The sequence below is a fragment of the Cellulomonas avistercoris genome, assembly GCF_014836445.1.
GTDB lineage: Bacteria > Actinomycetota > Actinomycetes > Actinomycetales > Cellulomonadaceae > Cellulomonas > Cellulomonas avistercoris.
In genome coordinates this window covers 243645-263044 of record NZ_JACSQV010000004.1, presented here as the reverse complement: position 1 = coordinate 263044, position 19400 = coordinate 243645, and the positions used below count along the sequence as shown (strand labels likewise).

The following is a 19400-nucleotide window of genomic DNA, read 5'->3' as shown; positions in this document are numbered from 1 at the left end:
CGACGGTCGTGGTCACGCGGGCTCCTCGGTGCGGGGGGCGGGGGTGCTGCCGGGGGCGTCGGCGGGCGGGGGCGGCCCGTCCGGGCCGTCGGGCGCCGGCACGTCGGCGGGCGGCACGTCGGCGGGCGGCCCGTCGGGCACGGGCAGGTCGGTCGCGACGTCCTCGACGTCCGTCGCGAGGTCCGCCGGCAGCAGCGTGCGCAGCTGCTCGACGGTCGGGGCCGGCACGTCCCGCAGACGCCACGCGTGCCGCAGCACCGCGCGGTCGAGCAGGTTGCGCGCGAGGCGCCCGTTGCCGAACCCCTCGTGCCGCGGCTGGGCCGCGACGATCTGCTCGACGAGGTCGAGCGCCTCGGTCGACGGCTCGAAGTCGGCCTTGCGGGCGGCGAGCGCGAAGATCTCGCGCAGCTGCGCGTCGGTGTAGTCGTCGAACGCGATCGTCGTGGCGAACCGGCTCTCGAGGCCCGGGTTGGTGGTGAGGAACCGTGCCATCGGCAGCGGGTACCCGGCGACGATGACGACGAGCTCGTCGCGGTGGTCCTCCATGTCCTTGACCAGCGTGTTCACGGCCTCGGCGCCGTACTGGTCCTCCGCCAGGGAGTACGCCTCGTCGATGAACAGGACACCGCCGAGCGCCTTGGTGACGACCTCGGTCGTCTTGGTGGCCGTCTGGCCCAGGTACCCGGCGACGAGCTCGGAGCGGTCCACCTCGACCAGGTGCCCGCTGCTCAGCAGCCCGAGCGCGCGGTACAGCCCCGCGACGAGCCGCGCGACCGTCGTCTTCCCGGTCCCGGGGTTGCCGACGAACACGAGGTGCCGCGTCAGCGACGGGCGCGTCAGGCCCGCGTCGGTGCGCAGGCGCTCGACGCGCAGCACCTCGGCCTGCTGACGGATCTCGCGCTTGACGCGGTCGAGCCCGACGAGCGCGTCGAGCTCGGCGAGCAGCTCGTCGAACGACTTCTCGGCGGTGCCGCCGCCCTCCACCCCGGTGGTGAGAGTGCGATCCGGTCCGGGTTCGGTTGAGCTGGATTGCTCTCTCGCGCCCAGGGGGGTGGGGGTGGGGGAGCTGGATTGCTCTCTCGCGGCCGGGGGGAGGGGGGAGAGAGGGGTGGGGGTGGGGGAGAAGGGGGTAGCGGCGGCGGCGCGCTGGACGGCGGCGGTGACGGAGGCGGCCGCGACGACCTCGAGGGTGGGGGTGCCCTGGTCGCAGGCGGCCGACACGACGTGCGCGAGGGCGTCGGCGTAGGGGGCGGCGTGCCCGGAGCGTGCCGCGATGAGCGTCGTCAGCAGGTCCGTCGGGGCGTGCCGCCACCGGCGGGCCGACCCCGCGGCCGCGAAGAAGTCGGTGAGCGCGGTCGCGTCGCGGCCCGTCACGTCGAGCCACGCCTGTGCCGCGCCCGGCGCGGACTCCGCCACCGCGGCCGCGAGGCGCTCGCCCTCGTCGCGCACCGCGGCGGCGTCCAGCCCGGCCGCGCGCCCGACGGCGACGAGCGCGTCCAGCCCGGCGGCGAGGCTGTCCGTCGTGGACCCGGTCACGGTGCTCCCGTCCCGGGCACGTCGAGCGACGACTGCCCGAACTTCTCGGCGAGGAACTGCCCGTGCGCGACCAGCGCCTGCGCGTCGGCCCGGTACACGGCGTCGGAGATCTTCTCCAGCGTCACGGCCAGCAGGTCGAGCTGGTCGCACAGCAGCATGAGGGAGGTCTTGCCGCGGGACACCACGCGGCGGTCGGCGAAGTCGCGCGGCAGGCGCAGGTAGCCCTCGACGGCCTCGGGCAGGTAACTCGTAGCCGTCGCGACCACGGTGTACGCCTGCCGGTCGCCGACCCCGAACCGGTCGAGGCGCGGCACCATGTCCTCCACGGTCCCGGTGATGCGGTGCACGCGCGCGGTCACCGCGGCGGGGACACGCCCCTCGATGCTCGCCTCGACGTCCCGCACGGCCGTGGCGATCTGCTCGGCCGTCGGGACCGGGTCCTCCTCGAGCACGACGACGTGGCGCGGCCGGCGGCCGAGCAGGCGCGCGACGAGGTCGCCGAGAGCACTCACCGGCCGCTCACCTCCCCCGTCCGTGGCACCCGGTCAGCGCAGGCCCAGGTCGAGCGACCCGCTCGCGACCTCGGTGCGGTCGGCGCGCGACACGCGGTCGAGGTACTGCTTCGCCTTCGCGGTCTCGGTCTCCAGGACGCCGACGGTCTGCGCCATCGAGTCCAGCGCCTGCACCTTGAACGTGTCGATCGAGTCCATCGCGGCGAAGATGTCGGAGAACGACTGCTGGAGCTGCGGCAGCCCGATCGTCGCGCTCGCGGCCTGCTGCTGGATGAGCACCGACTGCTCGCGCAGCAGCTTGGACGTCGACGCGATCATGTTCGACGTCGTCGTGTTCAGCGCCGTGATCTGGTCGAGCACGAGCTTCTGGTTGTTGAGCGCCTGCGCGACCAGCACCGCGGTGCGCAGCGCCGAGACCGTCGTGGTCGTCGCGCGGTCGACGCCCTTGATGAGCTCGATGTTGTTCTTGATGATGATGTCGATCGCCAGGTACCCCTGGATGGAGACCGCGAGCTGCGTCAGCAGGTCCTGGTGCTTCTGGCGGACGTAGAAGAGCACGTCCTCGCGCAGGGCCCGCGCGCGCTCGGGCTCGGCGACCTCGAGCTGCGCGATCTTCGCGGACAGCTGCGTGTCCAGCGAGCTCGCGACGTAGATGTACTGGTTGAGCCGGCCCATCGTGTCCCAGAGGTTCTGCTTCTCCAGGTTGAGCGCGGCGTTGTCCTTGCGCAGCTCGTCCTGACCCCGGTACAGCGCCTTGACGATCGCGTCGATCTGCTTCTGCGAGCTCTCGTAGCGGCGGAAGTAGTCGGTGAGCGTGTCACCGAACGGCAGGAAGCCGAGCAGCTTGCGCCCGACCGTCTTCTCCGACGGGTCGAGGTCCTCGACCGTGCGGCGCAGGTCCAGCAGCGACTTCGACACCTGCGACGTGCCGGAGACACCGCCCTCGCGCAGCTCGCGCACGGGCACCTGCAGCAGGCGGTTCGACGTGTCCGCGGCCTGCCGGATGTCCGAGTCGCCCATGAGGCGCACGTCGTCGGCCTTCGCGGCGAACTCCGGCGAGCCGGCCTGCGCCGAGTCGAGGCTGCTCAGGTACGCGCCGACCTTGGCGTCGAGGCCGGGCAGCGCCGCGGGGTCGACGCGGGGCGCCATCGCGGGGGCGTCGTGCGTGGCCACGGGCGCGACGGGCGCGGGCGCCTCGAGCGCGAACGCCCCGCTCGACGCGGGCGGCTGCAGCGGGGTGGGCTCGGTCATCGAAGGTCCTCCCGGGAGGCGCTGGTGGCGCGTGCGGCCGTCCGGCGACGGCGCTGGTCACGGTACCGGAACGCCCGGTCGTGCTGATCAGAACGCCCGGACGCCGGGCGGAGTTCCACCCGGCGGGTGCACGTCAGCGCAGGACGTTCGCCAGCTCCTCGCGCGAGTGCACGCCGAGCTTGGCGAACACGCGCGACAGGTGCGAGTCGACCGTGCGCGTCGAGAGCACGAGGCGCTGCGCGATCGCGCGGCTCGTCAGGCCGCCGGCCGCCAGCGACGCGATCTCCTGCTCGCGCGACGTCAGCGCGACCGGTGCGCCGAGCGGCGGCAGCCACAGCCCGCGGCGGTTGAGCTCGCGCTCGGCGATGCGGGCGAGGTCGGCGTCCTGCGCCGCGAGCGCCTCGACGTGCGCGACCAGCGCCGCCGAGCGGGCGCCGTCGCAGACCGCCCCCAGGTCCCGCACGCGGGCCACGAGGGTCGGGTCGGCCTGGCCGCCCACGCGTCGGGTCGCGTCGATCCAGCGGTGCAGCGCCTCGAGCTCGACGCGTGCGGCACCGCGCTCGCGGGCCCAGCGGGCGACCCCGCGGGCCTCCGTCACGAGGTCGGCGCTGCGCAGCCACGCCAGCGCGTCCAGACGACGGACGCGCAGGTCGCCCTCCATCGCCCGGGCCGAGCCGACCGACGCGCGCGAGGCCTGCTCCAGCAGGTCGCGCGCCGCCGCGGTGTCCCCGCACGCCGCGGCGGCCGTGGCCTCGGCCGTCAGCGAGTACGACGCCAGGCCGGTGAGGTCGGTCTCGTCGAAGCGCGCGCGGGCCGTCGCCAGGTGCGTGCGGGCGTCGTTCCACGAGCCGTCGGCGATCGCCAGCAGGCCCAGGGCCGTGTGCACGGTCGACCACTCGACGGCGATGGGCGTGTCGTCGGCCGTCGGCGCGAGCGCGGCCCGGACCGCCTCGACCTCGCCCGACCACAGCAGCGTGAAGAAGGTCGCGACGAGCACCTCGCCGCGTCCCCAGCGGTGCTGGTCCTCGTGCGCGGCCGCGATCTCGCCGAACCGCGTGCACAGCGCGAAGGCCTCGTGCAGCCGCCCGCTCTCGCCCAGCCCCATCGCGGTCGGGGGAGCGAGCGACACGCGACGCGCCGGGTGGGCGCCGCCCTCCAGGGCGACGAGCGCGGCGTCGATCGTCTCGAGGCGGCCCGCGTACCCCAGCCGCGTCAGCCGCGTCACCTCCACCTCGTCGCGCCAGCGCAGCACGGGCAGCACCGGGTCGGCGGCGTGCAGCGGCCGCACGATCTCGTCGAGGCGCGCCAGCGCGCGGTCGACGTCCTCCAGGCGCCGGTGCGCCACGAGCGCCGCCATGTCGGCCACGTGCAGCAGGAGGGTGGTGCTCGCGACGTCGAACGGACCCTCGGCCAGCAGCTCGGCCGCGCGCGAGAAGTCCCGCTCGGCGTCGGCGAGCTCGGTGAGCATGACCCGCGCGTCGCCGCGCAGCGCGTGCAGCTGCGCCGCGGCGTGACCGGCGGGGGACGACGCGAGCACCCCGGTCGCCAGCATGACGACCGAGTCGTACTGGCTGATCGCGAACGCCGCCGTCAGCGCCTCCTGCACGCGCGCCGGCGGCACGTCCATCCCCAGGTCGATCGCGAGCGAGACCGAGCGGATGAGCGACGTGGCCGCGACCCCGTGGGCCACCGGTGCCTCGAGCGCGCGCTGCAGCAGCTCGCGCTGGCGCGACGCGGGGATCCACGCGCGCGCCACGTCGGCGTAGGCCGGCATCGTGAGGTCGACGACGCGCACCGTGCCGCCCGTGAGCGTCGCCGCCGTCGTCAGGGTGACCGCACCGGCGAGGACGAGCTCGTCGACCGCGGCCGCGGGCACCAGGTCGAGCAGGACGTCGAGCGCGACCGGGCAGACCACGGCGCAGACCTCGAGGGCGGCCCGTCCCTGCGTGCTGACGCCCTGCAGGTCCAGCTCGGCCAGGTCGAGCGTGCGCGAGCGTCCCTGCGGGCCGCCGCGCCACACCCACGCACCGTTGCGCTGCTCCAGCGCGCCGGACGCCTGCGCGTCGTGCACGGCCTCGCGCAGGCGCGTCGCGCTGCCGCCCGCCGTGCGCCACAGGCGGTCGGCGGTGTCCGCGGTGACCGGGGCGCCGAGCTCGGCGGTCAGCCACCGCGCGGCGGCCTCCCGGGTCAGCGGTGCGACGTCGAGCCGCTCGACGACGTCGTCCTTCCACAGCGCGGCCCACGGCGCGCGCGCCGCCCAGCTCTGCCGCAGGGTCGCGACGACCTGGACCGCGTCCTGCCGCACCAGCCAGTCGAGCGCGCGGGCCGACGCGTCGTCGAGCCGGTGGGCGTCCTCGACGCGCAGCACGAGCCGGCCGCCGCCGCGGCGGCGCTCGAGGTTCGCGGCGAGCGAGCGCAGGGTCCCGGCGAGGTCACCGAAGGCCGCACCGGGCTCGTCCAGCAGCGGCTCGAGCGCACCGAGCGGAAGCCCGTCGTGGGTGCCCGTGCCGCTGATGTGCACGACGTGCAGGTCGTCGTGCTCGGCGCGCAGCCGGTCGACGGCCCGCGCGACGGCGTGCGTCTTGCCGGACCCGGCCTCACCGACGACCAGGACGCTGCGCCCGGCCGCGAGGGACGCCGTCAGACGGTCGACGGCGTCGGGGTGCAGCACGGTCGCCGGGGCGGCCGTCGGCGGTGAGGGGAGCCGCCGGGGCGTCGGGACGGTCGCGGACGCGCGTGCGCGTGCGGCGGTTCTGCGGGCGTCTGACCTGGGCATAGCGGCTCCGAGCGGTGGTGCGTGGGACGAACGTCGTCGGCGCAGGTCCCAGGGGCGACGGCGTTCCGGTGAGCGAGACGGGCAAGTGCGACGAAGGCTGCCTGAACGCTCGTCCAGGTGACGTAGTTCACCCGTCCGGGGGTCACTCCGACGCCCGTCGGCGGGGGGTCGGCAGAACCTCGGTAGCGATTACCGATGTCCCGCCCTGGCGGCGCTGCCTAGCCTCACGACGACCCGCAGCACGCCGGATCCCGACCGGCCGCCGCGCGGGGACCTCACGACCGAGAGAAGGACCCACCAGTGCCCACCTATACCGCGCCCGGCGTGTACGTCGAGGAGATCCCCTCGTCCCAGAAGGTGCTGTCCTCGGCACCCACCGCCGTGACGGCCTTCGTGGGCTTCACCGCCCAGGCCCCGTCGGACGACCCGGCCGACCCGCAGGGTCTCGCTCCCCGGCTGGTGACCAGCTGGACCCAGTACGAGGCCCTGTACGGCGGCTTCGTCGAGGGCGCGATGCTGCCGCTGTCCGTCTACGGGTACTTCCTCAACGGCGGCACGATGGCCTACATCGTGCGCGTCCCCAACGCGGAGCCCTCCGGCAAGCCCGCGACGCTCGAGCTGCCCGCGGCCGACCGCGCGCTCGGCCTGCCGGTGTCGGTGGAGTCCGTCGAGCCCGACGCGCCGCTGTCCGTCGTCGTGCAGAGCGACGACGCCCCGGAGGACCTCGAGGGTCCGACGACGTTCACGCTCACCGTGGTCGAGGGCGGCGAGGCCGTCGAGACCTTCCCCGGCCTGAGCCTCGGCGGTCCGCGCGACGCGGCGACCGTCGTCAACAAGACGTCCACCAAGGTCAAGCTCGAGATCCGGCTCGACGACGCCACGGACCTGTCGAGCCAGCTCGAGCTGATGCGCCCCGGCACGTACGAGCTGCAGCAGGCCGAGCCGGTCAAGGTGCCCGTCACGGGCCGCAAGTTCGCCGGCTCCGAGGCCGCCCGCACCGGCATCAACGGCCTGGCCATCGCCGAGGACGTCACGATCGTGGCCGTCCCCGACCTGGTCACCGCCGCCACCCGCGAGGACGGCACGCTCGACCTCGGCCTGTGGAAGGCCGTGCAGACGGCGCTCATCGCGCACTGCGAGCTGCACGCCAACCGCATGGCCCTGCTCGACGCGCCCCCCGGGATGACGCCGCAGCAGGTCAAGGAGTGGCGCTCCGAGGTCGCGCAGTACGACTCGGCGTTCGCCACCATGTACTACCCCTGGATCAAGGTCGAGAACCCCCTCGGCTCGGGTGCGTCGGCCGAGATCGTGATCCCGCCGTCGGGCCACGTCGCCGGCGTCTGGGCCCGCACGGACGAGACGCGCGGCGTGTGGAAGGCCCCGGCCAACGACACGATCCGCGGCGTCCTGGACGTCGAGCGCGCCGTGTCGCAGAGCGAGCAGGGCTTCCTCAACCCCATCGGCGTCAACGCCATCCGCCCGTTCGGCACGCGCGGCATCCGCATCTGGGGTGCCCGCACGCTCACGTCGGACACCGACTGGCAGTACGTCAACGTGCGCCGCCTGTTCAACATGGTCGAGTCGACGATCCTCGAGGGCACCCAGTGGGCCGTCTTCGAGCCGAACGACGTGACCCTGTGGGAGGGCGTCAAGCGGACCCTCACGGGCTACCTCCACGGCCTGTGGCAGTCCGGCGCCCTGTTCGGGTCGACCGCCGAGCAGGCGTTCTTCGTCCGCTGCGACGAGACGACCAACACCCCGGAGTCGATCGACGCCGGCCGCCTCGTCGTCGAGGTCGGGCTCGCACCCGTCAAGCCCGCCGAGTTCGTCGTCTTCCGCATCAGCCAGAACAAGCAGAGCGCGGCCTGACGGCTGAGCGTCCCGACCACCACAGGAGCACCGCATGGCAAGCAACGGACTGTTCAGCGCCGACCCGATCGTCTCCCAGAACTTCTTCCTCGAGATCGACGGGCAGGTCGTCTCCGCCCTCATCTCGGTGTCCGGGCTGGACGTCGAGGTCGGCGTCGGCAAGGTCACCCAGATCGGCGCCGACGGCAAGAAGCAGCAGGTCAAGTTCCTCGGCCAGACCGTCGAGGTCCCCGACCTGCAGCTGACCCGCGTCGCCCCCGGCGACATCACGAACGACGCGCTGTGGAAGTGGTTCAAGGCGGTCCGCGACGGCGGCCTGTCCGGCGACCGCGCCCAGAACCGCAAGAACGGCTCCGTCGTGCTGTACGACGCCGGTGCCAAGGAGGTCGCGCGGTTCAACTTCTTCAACGGCTGGCCCAGCAAGATCTCGACCGACCAGCTGTCGGTCGACGGGTCGGACGCCATCAAGGAGACCGTCTCGCTGGTCATCGAGCGGCTCGAGCGGGTCAAGTGACCCTGCGCACCCGGTACGAGTTCACGCTCCCTCGCGGTTACGTCGACCGCGAGGGGGCGTGGCACCACCAGGGCGTCATGCGCCTGGCGACGGCCCGCGACGAGCTGGAGCCGCTGCGCGACCCCACGATCAGCGGTCCGGACGACCCGCGGCTGACCGTCGTGGTGCTCGCCCGGGTCGTCGAGCGCCTGGGCTCGCTGGAGCTGGTGACGACGCACGAGATCGAGGGCCTGTTCGCCGCCGACCTGGCGTACCTGCAGGACTTCTACGGCGTCATCAACTTCGGCACCCCGGCCGAGATCGAGGAGTTCCTCGCCGGGCAGGACGACGTCGCGCCCGCGGCGCCGGCCGCGGTCGAGGAGCCGGCCCCGGTCGCCGACGTGCCGGACGCGGGCCTCGTGCCGACCGCGCGTCCCGTGCGCTCGGCGATCGAGGAGCTCCCGGCCGAGACGCGGTGACCGGACCGTGCTGCGCTACCCCGTCGACGCGGTCTGGCAGGAGATCGCCTACCTGGCGTACCACCTGCACTGGCCGCTGGACGACCTGCTGGACCTCGAGCACCTCGACAGGGTCCGCATGGTCCGGGCGGTCGCGGCGATGAACGAGCAGGCGTGGGAGGCGGTGCGCGAGAGTGTCTGAGCAGACGCCCCTGGGCGGTGGTGGTCCGACGACCTCCGGCAGGTTCCTGCTGGAGGTCGACGGCGTGGAGATCGGCACGTTCCGCGAGGTGCAGGGTCTGCGCCTCGACGTCGACGTCGTCGAGCACGTCGAAGGGGGCCAGAACGGGTACGTGCACCAGCTGCCCGGCGTGATGCGCTGGCCGCACCTGGTCTTCACGCGCGGCATGGTGCAGTCCGACGCGCTCTTCGGCTGGGTGCAGCAGTCGTCCGGCCAGGGGTTCGCCGGCAACGACGACACGCTCACGCGCGCCACCGGCGCCGTGACCGTCATCGACGACCGCGGCAACCGCATGCGCTCGTGGGAGATCGACGGCGCGTTCGCGGTCAGCTGGACGGGACCGTCGCTGTCGGCGGACTCCGACGCGCCCCTCACCGAGTCGCTCGAGGTCGCGCACCACGGGTTCCGCGCGGTGACGCGATGACGGCCGCCGGCGCGCAGCCGGCGGCCGCTCCGGCGACCCCGCTCGGCGCGGGCGTGGCGCAGCGGTGGCGGCGGCCCGGTCCCGTCGCGCGTCCGCGTCCCGCCGCGATCGGCTCGCTCGCGTCGGCCGCGGCCCGGTTCGCCGCCGGGTCGGGACGGCCCGTCGCCGTGCGCCGCGCGCTCGCGGGCCCCGCGACCGGCCCCGCGGCACGCGTGGCCGGCGACGTGCGCCCGCCGCGCTGGTGGTCCGGCGACCTGGCGGCCACGCGCCGCGCCCGGGCCGCGCAGGACGACGTGGTCGTCGCCGCGCACCGCGACCGCCCGCGCGGTCTGCCCCGCTCCGCCGACCGGCTGCCCGACGAGCGCGGCCACCGGCCCGGTGCCGTGCAGGCGCGCCTCGCGCCGCGCGTCGTGCCCATGCGGCTGCCGGACGCGGTCAGCGCCGTCGGCTCGATGACCACACCCTCGGACGTCGCACCACGACGGCGGGCCTCCCGGAGCCGCCCGGGGCCGACGTCGGCGCCGCAGCAGCCGTCACCCGCGCGCCCCGCGCCGGGCGCTGCGGTGCCGACGAGGACGACGGCCACCGGCGGCACGCCCGTCGGTCCCGCGCGTCCGGGACCCGCAGGTGCCCTGGTGCGCCGGCAGGTCCACGCCGGGGCCGCGCTGCGCCGCCGGGCCGCCGCACGTGCCGTGGTCCCGGCCGTGCGACCGTCCGCACCGGCGCCCTCCGGCGGCCTGCCGACGTCCCGCGCGTCCGCGACGCCGTCCGGCAGCGCGTCCGCGTCCGTCGCTTCCGCCGTGACGGCGGCCGCCGTGACGTCGGCCGCCGCACCCGCGACCCCAGCCGCACCGGTGAGCCCTGCCGCACCCCTGAGCCCTGCTGCACAGGTGCGACCTGCCGCAGGCATGAGCACCGACGCACCCGCGAGCATCCCTGCCGCTGCCGCGGCGGCAACCCCCGCCCTGGCGGCTCCGGGGACCATCGCTGCGGCGGCAGGACCGTCGGCGGCCGGTCCGGCCGCCCACGCGACGCCCGTGCGTCCGGTCATCATGCCCGGAGGCCGCGCGACGGCGCCCGGACGCGCGTTCGTCGCGCGGACGCCCCGCGCCGCGGCCGGCCTGCCGTCCGCGGTGACGGCGCTGGCGGGCCCGGTGCGCCGCGCCGCGCTGGCGCTGCGCGGGTCGCGCGACCTGGACGTGCGCGCCGCAGCCCCCGCCGTCGGTGCGCCGGGCGGTGGCCGGGCCGTGGCGGTGCGCCGGCTGTCCCTCGGGTCGACGGCCGCGTCCGCGCAGGCAGCTGCCGTGGCGAGCGTCTCGACGGCACCCGGCCAGGGGGTGCGCGCCGGGTCCCGGACCCCGCGCGGCACCGTGACCGTCGCGCCCGTGACCGTCGCGGCCCGGACGTCCGTGGCCGCTGCGTCCGCCCCTGGCGCCCGCGCTGCCTCCGCGCCCGCGACGGCCGACCGCCCCGCCGGCGCGCAGGGGACCACGACTCCGGTGGCTCCGACCCCGGCGGCCTCGACCCCGGTGGCCTCGACCCCGGTGGCCTCGACCCCGGCGGTCCACGCCCCGAGGACGTCGGTGCCGGGCCGTGCCATCCCGGGCCTCCTGCCCGCTGCTGCTCCGGTGGCACCCCGCCCCGTCGTGCCTGCGTCGGGCCCGGCCGCGCTCCAGCCTGCCGGTCCGAGGCTCGCGGCGACCGCCGCCGGGCCGCGGTCCCGGCCCGGCGGCGGTCAGCTGCCGGGTGCGGGTCACCGCCGCCGCCTCGTGCGCCGCAGCACGGGCCTGGGCACGAGCACCCCGGCACTGCCGGTCGGCCGCCAGGGCGCCGCGGCGGTCCACGCCGGCAGCGCCCGCGCCGGCGCCCGCACGGCGTCGGGTGCGCCCGCCCACGCGAGCCGGCACGTGCCACCCGCACCGGTGCGCCGGTCCGTGGCGCCGTCGGCGCCCACTGCGGTCGCCGCGGCCGCTCGCGCGGCGAACCACGCCGCGACGGCCGGGTCGACGGTCGCCGGTCGGGAGACGACGTCCGCGGTGCTCCCGACGAGCACGTCGACCCCGTCGACGCGCGTGACGCCCACGTCGACCCCGGCGGCGCCGCCGACGCACCCGTCGACCTCGACCGCCGCGTCGACCTCGACCGCCGCGTCGACCTCGACCACCGCGTCGACCTCGACCACCGCGTCGACCTCGACCACCGCGACGACCCTCACCGGTGCGCCCCCCGTGCCCGGTCACCGCGCGCCGGTGCGCCCGGTGCCCTCGTCGGCGCGGCGCACGGGCGGACCCGTCCGGCGGACCCCCGCGGTCGCCTCCTTGGCGGGCGCGGGCGGGTTCGCACGCGCGCTGCAGCCGGTCGGCGTGGGCGCCGCCGTGGGGGCACCCGCCCTGCGCGCCGCCGTCAGCGCACCGACGCTGCCGGCCGTGGCCCGCGCCGGCCGGGGGGCGTCGCGCTTCGCGGGCACGCTGCCGACGTCGACGCCCGGTCGTGCGACGCCCGCGGCCCTGGCGGGTGCCGCCGGCTCGCCGCACGCCGCCGCGCACCCGCTCGCGCACCCGCACGCGCACCCGCTCGCCGCACCCCCGACGCCGTCGGGTGCCGCACGCGCGTTCCCGGCCACGACGCCGCCCGCGGCCGCACCCGCACCCGCGTTCGCGGCCGCGTCCGGTCCCGTCCGGCGCCTGACGATGGTGCCCCCGCGCACGGTCGTGCGGCGCGACGCCCCCGCCCCGGGGTTCGCCCCGGTGCCCGCGTCGGCCCCGACGACGGCGTCGTCGTCCACGCGCCCGGCACCCGGACCGGCCGCGTCCACCGCCCCGTCCGCCCAGCAGTCCGGGCCGGCCGTCGTCCGGCGGTGGCTCGCACCGCTCGGCCAGGAGAGGACCCCCGTGCACGACGAGGTACGCACCCCTCAGGCGGACGTCGAGCGGCGGTTGCGCGCCGAGCTGACGTCGTGGCTGGAGCACGAGCTGGACGACCGGGTCGTGCGGGTCGTGGAGGCACGGCTGGCCGAGCAGGACGAGCGGCGCGCGTGGCGCCAGACGCGAGAGGTCTTCTGATGGCGGCGACGACGACGGCACCGGTCAAGGCCTTCCTCGAGATCGAGGGCGGGCAGAAGGTGCCGTGCCTGTTCAACCCGGCGCAGCTGCAGCTCACGCGCGAGAACCACTGGGTCGGCGACCCGCGCCCCGGGCGCGGCGTGCCGCGGCTGCGGTACGCGGGCTCGTCGTCCGGCGTGCTGTCGGTCGACCTGTTCTTCGACACGACGCACGACGGCTCGGACGTCACCCGGCACACCGGGCGCCTGCTGGAGCTCATGGAGGTCGACCCGTCGCTGCCGGGCGCCGACGAGGCCACGGGCAACCTGCGCCCGCCCACGGTGACGTTCCACTGGGGCGACCTGCACTCGTTCACGGCCGTGGTCGCGGCGCTCGAGCTGACGTTCACGTACTTCTCGGCGTCGGGCACGCCGCTGCGCGCCCGCGCGGCGCTCGAGCTGCGGCAGTACGAGCCGTCGCGCGCGTTCGGCCCGCAGAACCCGACGTCCGGCACGCCGCAGCCGCACCGCGTGCACCGCGTGCAGGCGGGCGAGACCCTCGACCGCATCGCCGCGCAGCACTACGGCGACCCGACGCGCTGGCGTGCGCTCGCGCAGGCCAACGGCATCGAGGACCCGCTGGACCTGCGACCCGGCACGGTGCTGTCCGTCCCGCGGGGTGACGCGTGAGCACCGACCTCGGCACCGCGCGGCTCAACCCGCTGGCGCACACGTCGTTCGACGTGCGCCTGGGCGGGCGTGCGCTGGGCATCACCGAGCTCGCCGACCTCCTCGAGGTCCGCGTGCAGCGGGGCGTGCGCACCGTCGGGCGGGCGTCGCTGACGTTCGTCGACCGCGGGTACGCGCTGGTCACGTCGCGCCTGGCCATCGGGCAGGACGTCGAGGTGCGCGCCGACGGCACGTCCCTGTTCACCGGGACGGTCACCGCGCTGGGCACGCGCGCCGACGACCGCGGCAGCACCACGACGGTGACGGCGCACGACGGCGCGTACGCGCTGACCACCGACGCGAGCGTCGTCGCACGTGCCAACGTCGACGCGTCCCAGGTGGTCGCCGAGCTCGCGCGCTCGGCACGGCTGAGCCTGCAGGGCTGGCCGTCGTCGCGGACCGAGCCGTGGCACCTGCAGGCGGACTCGCCGCTGGGCCTCATCGACGACCTGGCCGTCGCGTCCGGGCTGGACTGGGTCGTCGACGGCACGACGCTGCGCGTGTGGGAGCGGGCGTCCGGGACGGCGTCGGGGTCCCGCCGCACGCGCCTGACCGTCGGCGTCGACCTCGACGAGCTGTCCGCGCGGCAGGTCGGCCGGCCCGACGCGACGTACGTCGTGCAGGGCTGGGACGCCGCGACGACGACGGCCGTGCGCGCGACCGCCGACGCACCGGCGCCGCGCGCGGGGTTCACGGCGCGCGTCGACGCGCACGGCGCGACCCCGCAGATCCAGGTCGGCGGGCTGCAGGTGCGCTCGGCCGAGGAGGCGCAGGTGCGCGCGCAGGCGCTCGCCGCGCGGCACGGGCGCGTCGAGGCGCACGGCCGCGGGCCGCTGCTGCCCGGCGTCGTGCCCGGCGGCGAGGTCGAGGTCGCCGAGGGCGGCCCGCTCGACGGCACGTACTACGTGCAGGAGGTCGAGCACCGGTTCGACGGCCGCGCGTCACGCACGTCGTTCGTCGCGGGCGACCGCGAGCCGGTGCACCTGCGCGACGCGACGGCCGGCGTGGGGGAGCGGCGGTCCGCGCGGCACACGGGCCTGGTGGTCGCCACGGTCAACAGCACCGACGACCCCGACCGGCTGGGACGCGTGCGCGTCACGTACGTGACCGCGTCGGACCGCACGTCGTCGGACTGGGCGCGCGTGCTCGCGCCCGGCGGCGGCAGCGCGGGCGGGATGGTCCTGCAGCACGAGCCGGGGGACGAGGTGCTCGTCGCGTTCGAGGGCGGTGACGTCAGCCGGCCCGTGGTGCTCGGAGGCCTGCACTCGGCGTCCGCGCCGCCCCCGCAGACGGTCCGCGCCGACGGCGGGCCGCGCGTGCGCTCGATGCACTCGCGCCACGGGCAGCGGCTCGTGCTGGGGGACGGCGAGTCCGGCGACGACGCGTACGTCGAGCTCGCGCTCGGCACCGCGGGCCACGGGCTGCGGATCTCGCAGCAGAAGGCCGTCCTCGAGGTCGGGAAGATCCCGCTGCGCATCGTCGCCGGGTCGTCGTCGATCGAGCTGGACGGCACAGGACGCGTCACCGTGCGCGGCACCGACATCGCGGTGCAGGCGGACAACGAGCTACGGCTGAAGGGCACGACAGTGAAGATCGAGGGCACCGCGAAGGTCGAGGTCACGGGCGCGCAGGTCGCGCTCAAGGCCAGCGGCACCGCCGAGGTCTCGGCGTCCGGCCCGACCAAGGTCGTCGGCAACCCCGTGGCGATCAACTGATGAGCGACCTCCAGCACACCCGCGACCGCATGACGGTCGCGGCGGACTTCGTCGGCCGCGGCTTCGCGTGGCCGTTCGCGGTCGACCACACCGGCTCGATCGCCATGACCGACGGCACGGGCGACGTCGAGGACGCCATGCGCGTCGTCCTGCTCACCGCACCCGGCGAGCGCCTCATGCGCCCCGCGTTCGGCTGCCGCATCTGGGACCTGCTCTTCGAGCCCATCACCCCCAACCTCGTCGGCCTGGTGCGCCAGGCCGTGCGCGACGCGCTCGCCCAGTGGGAGCCGCGCGTCGACGTCGAGGACGTGCGCCCCGTGCAGGACCCGGACGACTCGGGCCTGCTCCACATCCAGATCGACTACCGGGTCCGGTCCACCAACGACCGCCGCAACCTGGTCTTCCCCTTCTACGTGATCCCCCGCGAGGACTCCTGACATGCCGCCGCTCGACCCGCCGAACCTCGACGACCGCCGGTTCCAGGACATCGTCGACGAGACCAAGCGCCTCATCCCGCGCTTCACGCCCGAGTGGACCAACCACAACCTGTCCGACCCCGGCGTCGCGCTCGTCGAGCTGTTCGCGTGGGTCGGCGAGATGGTGCTGTACCGGGTCAACCAGGTGCCGGACCGGATGTACGCGCACTTCCTGGGCCTGGTCGGCGTCGAGCCGTTCCCGCCCTCGGTCGCGCACACGCGCCTGACGTTCCGCCTCGCGGCGCCCGCGACCGAGCCCGTGGTCGTCCCCGCGGGCACCGCGGTCTCGACCGTGACGGTCGGCGGGCAGGAGCCCGTGGTGTTCGCGACGTCGGCCGAGGCCGTCGCGGTGCCGCCGCGCCTCGTCGCGGCCCGCACCGCCGGGCCCGACGGTGCCGCGTCGGGCGACGTGTGGGAGGCGCTGCAGGTCCCGGGCGAGAGCGTCCGCTGCTTCCCGTCGTCGCCCATCCGCGACGGCGACGCGTTCTACCTGGGCTGCGCCGACCCGCTCGCGGACCTCGTGCTGCGCCTCGACGTGACCGCGCACGCCGAGGGCATCGGCGTCGACCCGACGCGCCCGCCCCTGGCGTGGGAGGTGTGGACCGGTGAGGCGTGGGTGCCCACGCTCGTCGACGACGACACCACGGGCGGCCTCAACCGCGACGGCACCGTGACGCTGCTCGTCGGTGACCGGCACGCGCCCCTGACGATCGGGGGCACGACCGCCTACTGGCTGCGCGCGCGCCTGCTCGACCGCGCCGACGGTCGTCCCGCGTACCAGGCGTCACCGCAGGTCGGGTCGGTGCAGGTCCGCACGGTCGGCGTCAGCGTGCCGGCCGAGCACGCGCAGGCCATGCCCGCGGAGGTGCTGGGGCGCTCCGACGGGCGCCCGGGCCAGCGGTTCGCGGTCTCGGCGGCGCCGGTCGCGACGCGGCGCGGCGACGAGCGCGTCGTCGTCGTCGACCGCACGGGCGCGACCGAGTGGGACGAGGTCCCGGACTTCTCCGCGTCCGGCCCGGACGACCGGCACGTCGTGTGGGACTCCGCGACGGGCGAGGTGCGGTTCGGTCCCGCCGTCCGCCAGCCCGACGGCCGCTCGCGCCAGCACGGCGCGGTGCCGCCCGACGGCGCGCAGGTGCGCGTCACGGGCTACCGGACCGGCGGCGGGTCCGCCGGCAACGTCGGGGCGCGCACCGTGACGTCGCTGCGCACCGCGCTGCCGTCGGTGCGCTCGGTCACCAACCTCGTGCCCGCGACGGGCGGCGTCGACGCCGAGACGGTCGAGGAGGCCAAGGTCCGGGGCCCGCTGGCGCTGCGCACCGGGCAGCGTGCGGTCACCGCGTCGGACTTCGAGCAGGTCGCCCGGCAGGCGTCCGTCGAGGTCGCGCGCGCCCGCTGCCTGCCCGTGCCGCCCGACGGCCCCGCGCGTCCCGTGCACGTGCTGCTGGTGCCGCAGGTGCGCAGCGACCCGCGCACCCACACCATCGACGACTTCGTGCTCTCGCCGCGGCTGCTCGACGTCGTCGCGGCGGAGCTGGACCTGCGCCGGACCGTCGGCGTCTCCGTGGGCCTCGGCGCGCCGTTCTACCACGGGGTGTCCGTCGCGGCGCTCGTGCGCGCGATCCCCGGGCGGCCCGTGCAGGCCGTGCGCGAGCGCGTCGTCGAGGCGCTCACGCGGTTCGTGCACCCGCTGGTCGGGGGGCCGCAGGGCACCGGCTGGCCGTTCGGGCAGACGCTGACCGCGACCGCGGTCGCGCAGGTCGCCGAGGGCGTCGACGGCGTCCTGGGCGTCGACGAGGTCACGCTGTTCGGCTATGACCTGCGCAACGGCCGGCGCGTCGGCGAGGGCCGCGAGTCCCTGACGATCGACGCGGACACGCTGCTGCTGTCGGCCGAGCACCGCGTGGTCGTCCGATGAGGTCCGCGGCGACGGGAGCCCGACGTGGGACGCGCTGAGGACTGGCTGCTCGCGCAGCTGCCCGCGGGCATGGTCGCGGAGGACTTCTTCTCGCGGTTCGTGCGGATCTTCCAGGCCGAGGCCGAGACGCTGCTGGCGCACCCGGACAACCTGCCGTACCTGGCGGACCCCCGGCTCGCACCGCCCGAGATGGTGCGCTACCTGGCGCGCTGGATCGGCCTGCCGGGCCTCGACGCCGACCTGCCGGAGGACCTGCAGCGCGACCTGCTGGTCGCCGGTGCGGCGGCGCTGCCGTGGCGCGGCACGGCCCACGGTCTGCGCGTGCTCCTCGAGGGGTACACCGGCGGGCCCGCGCACGTGGTCGACGGCGGCGGCGTGCACGCGCTGGGCGACGAGCCGGCCGACACGGCGTGGGTGCGGCTCGAGGCCGCGTCGACCGGGCGGCTGACGCAGGACGAGCTGGTCGAGCTGGTGCGCGCCGAGGTGCCGGCGCACGTGCACGTCGAGCTGGTGGTGGCGGGCCGCACGGTGTGGCCCCGACCGGAGGGGGAGTCCTGATGACCGAGGTCATGCGTGAGCCGGTGCCCGGCCTGGGCCGCACGACGGGCGCCGGTGCGCCCGGCGGCGGGTCGGACACGGTGACGTGCCCCGAGTGCGGGACGCGCGCGGCGCTGGACCTGCTGCGCCGGGACGCGTCCGGGTTCTGCCCGCAGTGCGACTTCCCGCTGTTCTGGGCCGACCGCGGCGGTGCCCGGACGGCCGCGCCGGACGCCGACCAGGGCCCCGCGCGCCGGTCGCCGGGCGTCGAGGGCGAGCTCGCGGGGGCCGTCGTCGCGTGCCTCGTCTGCGGTGAGCACAACGCGCACGCGCGCGGGCCGTGCGTGCGCTGCGGCTGCGACCTGACCCCGCCCCCCGCGCCCGTGCCGGCGCCGCCCCCGGCGCCCGAGCCCGCGCCGCAGGTCGTCCAGGTGCCCGTGGCCGTGCCGTGCACGCACCCGCGCACGTGGGTCGTCGCGCTGCTCGCCGCGCTCCTGGGCGCGGGCGTCGCGTTCGTCGTGACGATGGTGGTCCTGACCTGACGGATCCACGCTCCCGCCGACGTCGGGTCAGCGGGGGAGGGTGAGGATCTCCGCGCCGTCGTCCGTGATCGCGATCGTGTGCTCGCTGTGCGCGGTGCGGCAGCCCGTCGCGCTGCGCAGGGTCCAGCCGTCCGCGTCGGTGACGAGCCGGTCGGTGTCGGCCATGACCCACGGCTCGAGCGCGAGCAGCAGACCGGGACGCAGCGGGTAGCCGCGGCCCGGGCGGCCGGAGTTGGCGACGTGCGGGTCCTGGTGCATCGTCGAGCCGATGCCGTGCCCGCCGAACTCGGTGTTGACGGGGTAGCCGGCACCGGTGAGCACGGTGCCGATCGCGTGCGACAGGTCGCCGATGCGGGCACCGGGGCGCGCCGCCGCGATGCCGGCGGCGAGCGCGCGCTCGGTGGCCTCGATCAGCGCGACGTCGGCCGGCGCGGGTGACCCGCCAACCACGAAGCTGATCGCGGAGTCCGCGGCGATCCCGCGCAGCGACACCGCGAGGTCGAGGGTCAGCAGGTCCCCGTCGCGCAGCGCGTAGTCGTGCGGCAGGCCGTGCAGGACGGCGTCGTTGACGGCCGTGCAGATGTAGTGGCCGAACGGCCCGCGGCCGAACGACGGCGCGTAGTCGACGTAGCAGGACTGCGCGCCCGCGTCGCGGATCATCGCCTGGGCCCAGCGGTCGATCTGCAGCAGGTTGGTGCCCACCGTGGCGCGGCGGCGCAGCGCCTGCAGGATCTCGCCCACCAGCGCGCCCGTGTCCCGCGCGCGGGCCACCTCGGAGGGGCTGAGGATCTCGATCACGTGGGGTGTCCTTGTCGTCGCGTCGCGCCACGCGTGGTGCCGCGCGTGCCGCACCATCCTCTCCCACCGCGGGCGCGGCCCGCCC

General features: G+C 76.0%; 17 protein-coding genes. 12 read left to right on the top strand and 5 right to left on the bottom strand.

The annotated features are described in order from the left end of the window. Positions 1–12: 12 nt before the first annotated feature. The 4 genes from H9657_RS06925 to H9657_RS06910 form a co-directional block, all read right to left on the bottom strand. A complete protein-coding gene (locus H9657_RS06925) occupies positions 13–1536 on the bottom strand; it encodes an AAA family ATPase (protein ID WP_191781742.1) in 1524 nt (507 codons plus the stop codon). Then, positions 1533–2048 (bottom strand): hypothetical protein, encoded by a 516-nt coding sequence (locus H9657_RS06920; protein ID WP_191781740.1) that lies wholly within the window; start codon positions 2046–2048, stop codon positions 1533–1535. The genes H9657_RS06925 and H9657_RS06920 overlap by 4 nt, the downstream gene beginning before the upstream one ends. A 33-nt stretch (positions 2049–2081) precedes the next feature. After that, entirely contained in the window at positions 2082–3299 is a 1218-nt protein-coding gene (locus H9657_RS06915) for a toxic anion resistance protein (RefSeq protein WP_191781738.1), read from the bottom strand. Between the two features lie 133 nt (positions 3300–3432). Further along, positions 3433–6075 carry a helix-turn-helix transcriptional regulator gene (locus tag H9657_RS06910; RefSeq protein ID WP_191781736.1) on the bottom strand — a complete coding sequence of 881 codons (2643 nt, stop codon included), beginning with the start codon at positions 6073–6075 and terminating at the stop codon, positions 3433–3435. Positions 6076–6375: 300 nt separating this feature from the next. On the opposite strand from H9657_RS06910, the gene H9657_RS06905 reads away from it, so the two are divergent. From H9657_RS06905 to H9657_RS06850, 12 genes are read left to right on the top strand one after another with little or no spacing between them, the layout of a single operon-like run. After that, positions 6376–7944: a phage tail sheath family protein gene (locus tag H9657_RS06905; protein ID WP_191781734.1), complete on the top strand. Its 1569-nt coding sequence runs from the start codon at positions 6376–6378 to the stop codon at positions 7942–7944. A gap of 34 nt (positions 7945–7978) precedes the next feature. Continuing rightward, positions 7979–8458, top strand: a complete 480-nt coding sequence (locus H9657_RS06900; protein ID WP_191781732.1) for a phage tail protein — start codon at positions 7979–7981, stop codon at positions 8456–8458. Then, on the top strand, positions 8455–8916 hold the full coding sequence (locus tag H9657_RS06895; protein ID WP_191781730.1) for a hypothetical protein: 462 nt from the start codon (positions 8455–8457) through the stop codon (positions 8914–8916). Before H9657_RS06900 ends, H9657_RS06895 begins: the two co-directional genes overlap by 4 nt. Before the next feature lie 7 nt (positions 8917–8923). Next, a complete protein-coding gene (locus H9657_RS06890) occupies positions 8924–9097 on the top strand; it encodes a DUF6760 family protein (RefSeq protein ID WP_177199566.1) in 174 nt (57 codons plus the stop codon). Continuing rightward, on the top strand, positions 9090–9560 hold the full coding sequence (locus H9657_RS06885; RefSeq protein ID WP_318241351.1) for a phage tail protein: 471 nt from the start codon (positions 9090–9092) through the stop codon (positions 9558–9560). The genes H9657_RS06890 and H9657_RS06885 overlap by 8 nt, the downstream gene beginning before the upstream one ends. Further along, the gene (locus H9657_RS06880) at positions 9557–12622 is read left to right on the top strand and encodes a hypothetical protein (protein WP_191781728.1); all 3066 of its coding nucleotides are present in this window, start codon (positions 9557–9559) and stop codon (positions 12620–12622) included. The genes H9657_RS06885 and H9657_RS06880 overlap by 4 nt, the downstream gene beginning before the upstream one ends. Beyond that, positions 12622–13290 (top strand): CIS tube protein, encoded by a 669-nt coding sequence (locus H9657_RS06875; protein ID WP_191781726.1) that lies wholly within the window; start codon positions 12622–12624, stop codon positions 13288–13290. Before H9657_RS06880 ends, H9657_RS06875 begins: the two co-directional genes overlap by 1 nt. Further along, the gene (locus H9657_RS19600; protein WP_191781725.1) at positions 13287–15044 is read left to right on the top strand and encodes a phage baseplate assembly protein V; all 1758 of its coding nucleotides are present in this window, start codon (positions 13287–13289) and stop codon (positions 15042–15044) included. The genes H9657_RS06875 and H9657_RS19600 overlap by 4 nt, the downstream gene beginning before the upstream one ends. Continuing rightward, complete coding sequence (locus H9657_RS06865) at positions 15044–15481, top strand: GPW/gp25 family protein (protein ID WP_225214780.1); 438 nt, start codon at positions 15044–15046, stop codon at positions 15479–15481. The genes H9657_RS19600 and H9657_RS06865 overlap by 1 nt, the downstream gene beginning before the upstream one ends. A gap of 1 nt (position 15482) precedes the next feature. Then, positions 15483–17438, top strand: a complete 1956-nt coding sequence (locus H9657_RS06860) for a putative baseplate assembly protein (protein WP_191781722.1) — start codon at positions 15483–15485, stop codon at positions 17436–17438. Positions 17439–17462: 24 nt separating this feature from the next. Next, a complete protein-coding gene (locus H9657_RS06855; protein WP_318241350.1) occupies positions 17463–17996 on the top strand; it encodes a phage tail protein in 534 nt (177 codons plus the stop codon). After that, positions 17996–18517 (top strand): hypothetical protein, encoded by a 522-nt coding sequence (locus H9657_RS06850; protein ID WP_191781720.1) that lies wholly within the window; start codon positions 17996–17998, stop codon positions 18515–18517. The genes H9657_RS06855 and H9657_RS06850 overlap by 1 nt, the downstream gene beginning before the upstream one ends. Positions 18518–18544: 27 nt before the next feature. Here the strand turns inward: H9657_RS06850 and map are convergent, their stop codons facing one another. Beyond that, complete coding sequence (gene map, locus H9657_RS06845) at positions 18545–19315, bottom strand: type I methionyl aminopeptidase (RefSeq protein WP_191781718.1); 771 nt, start codon at positions 19313–19315, stop codon at positions 18545–18547. Between the last annotated feature and the right edge of the window lie 85 nt (positions 19316–19400).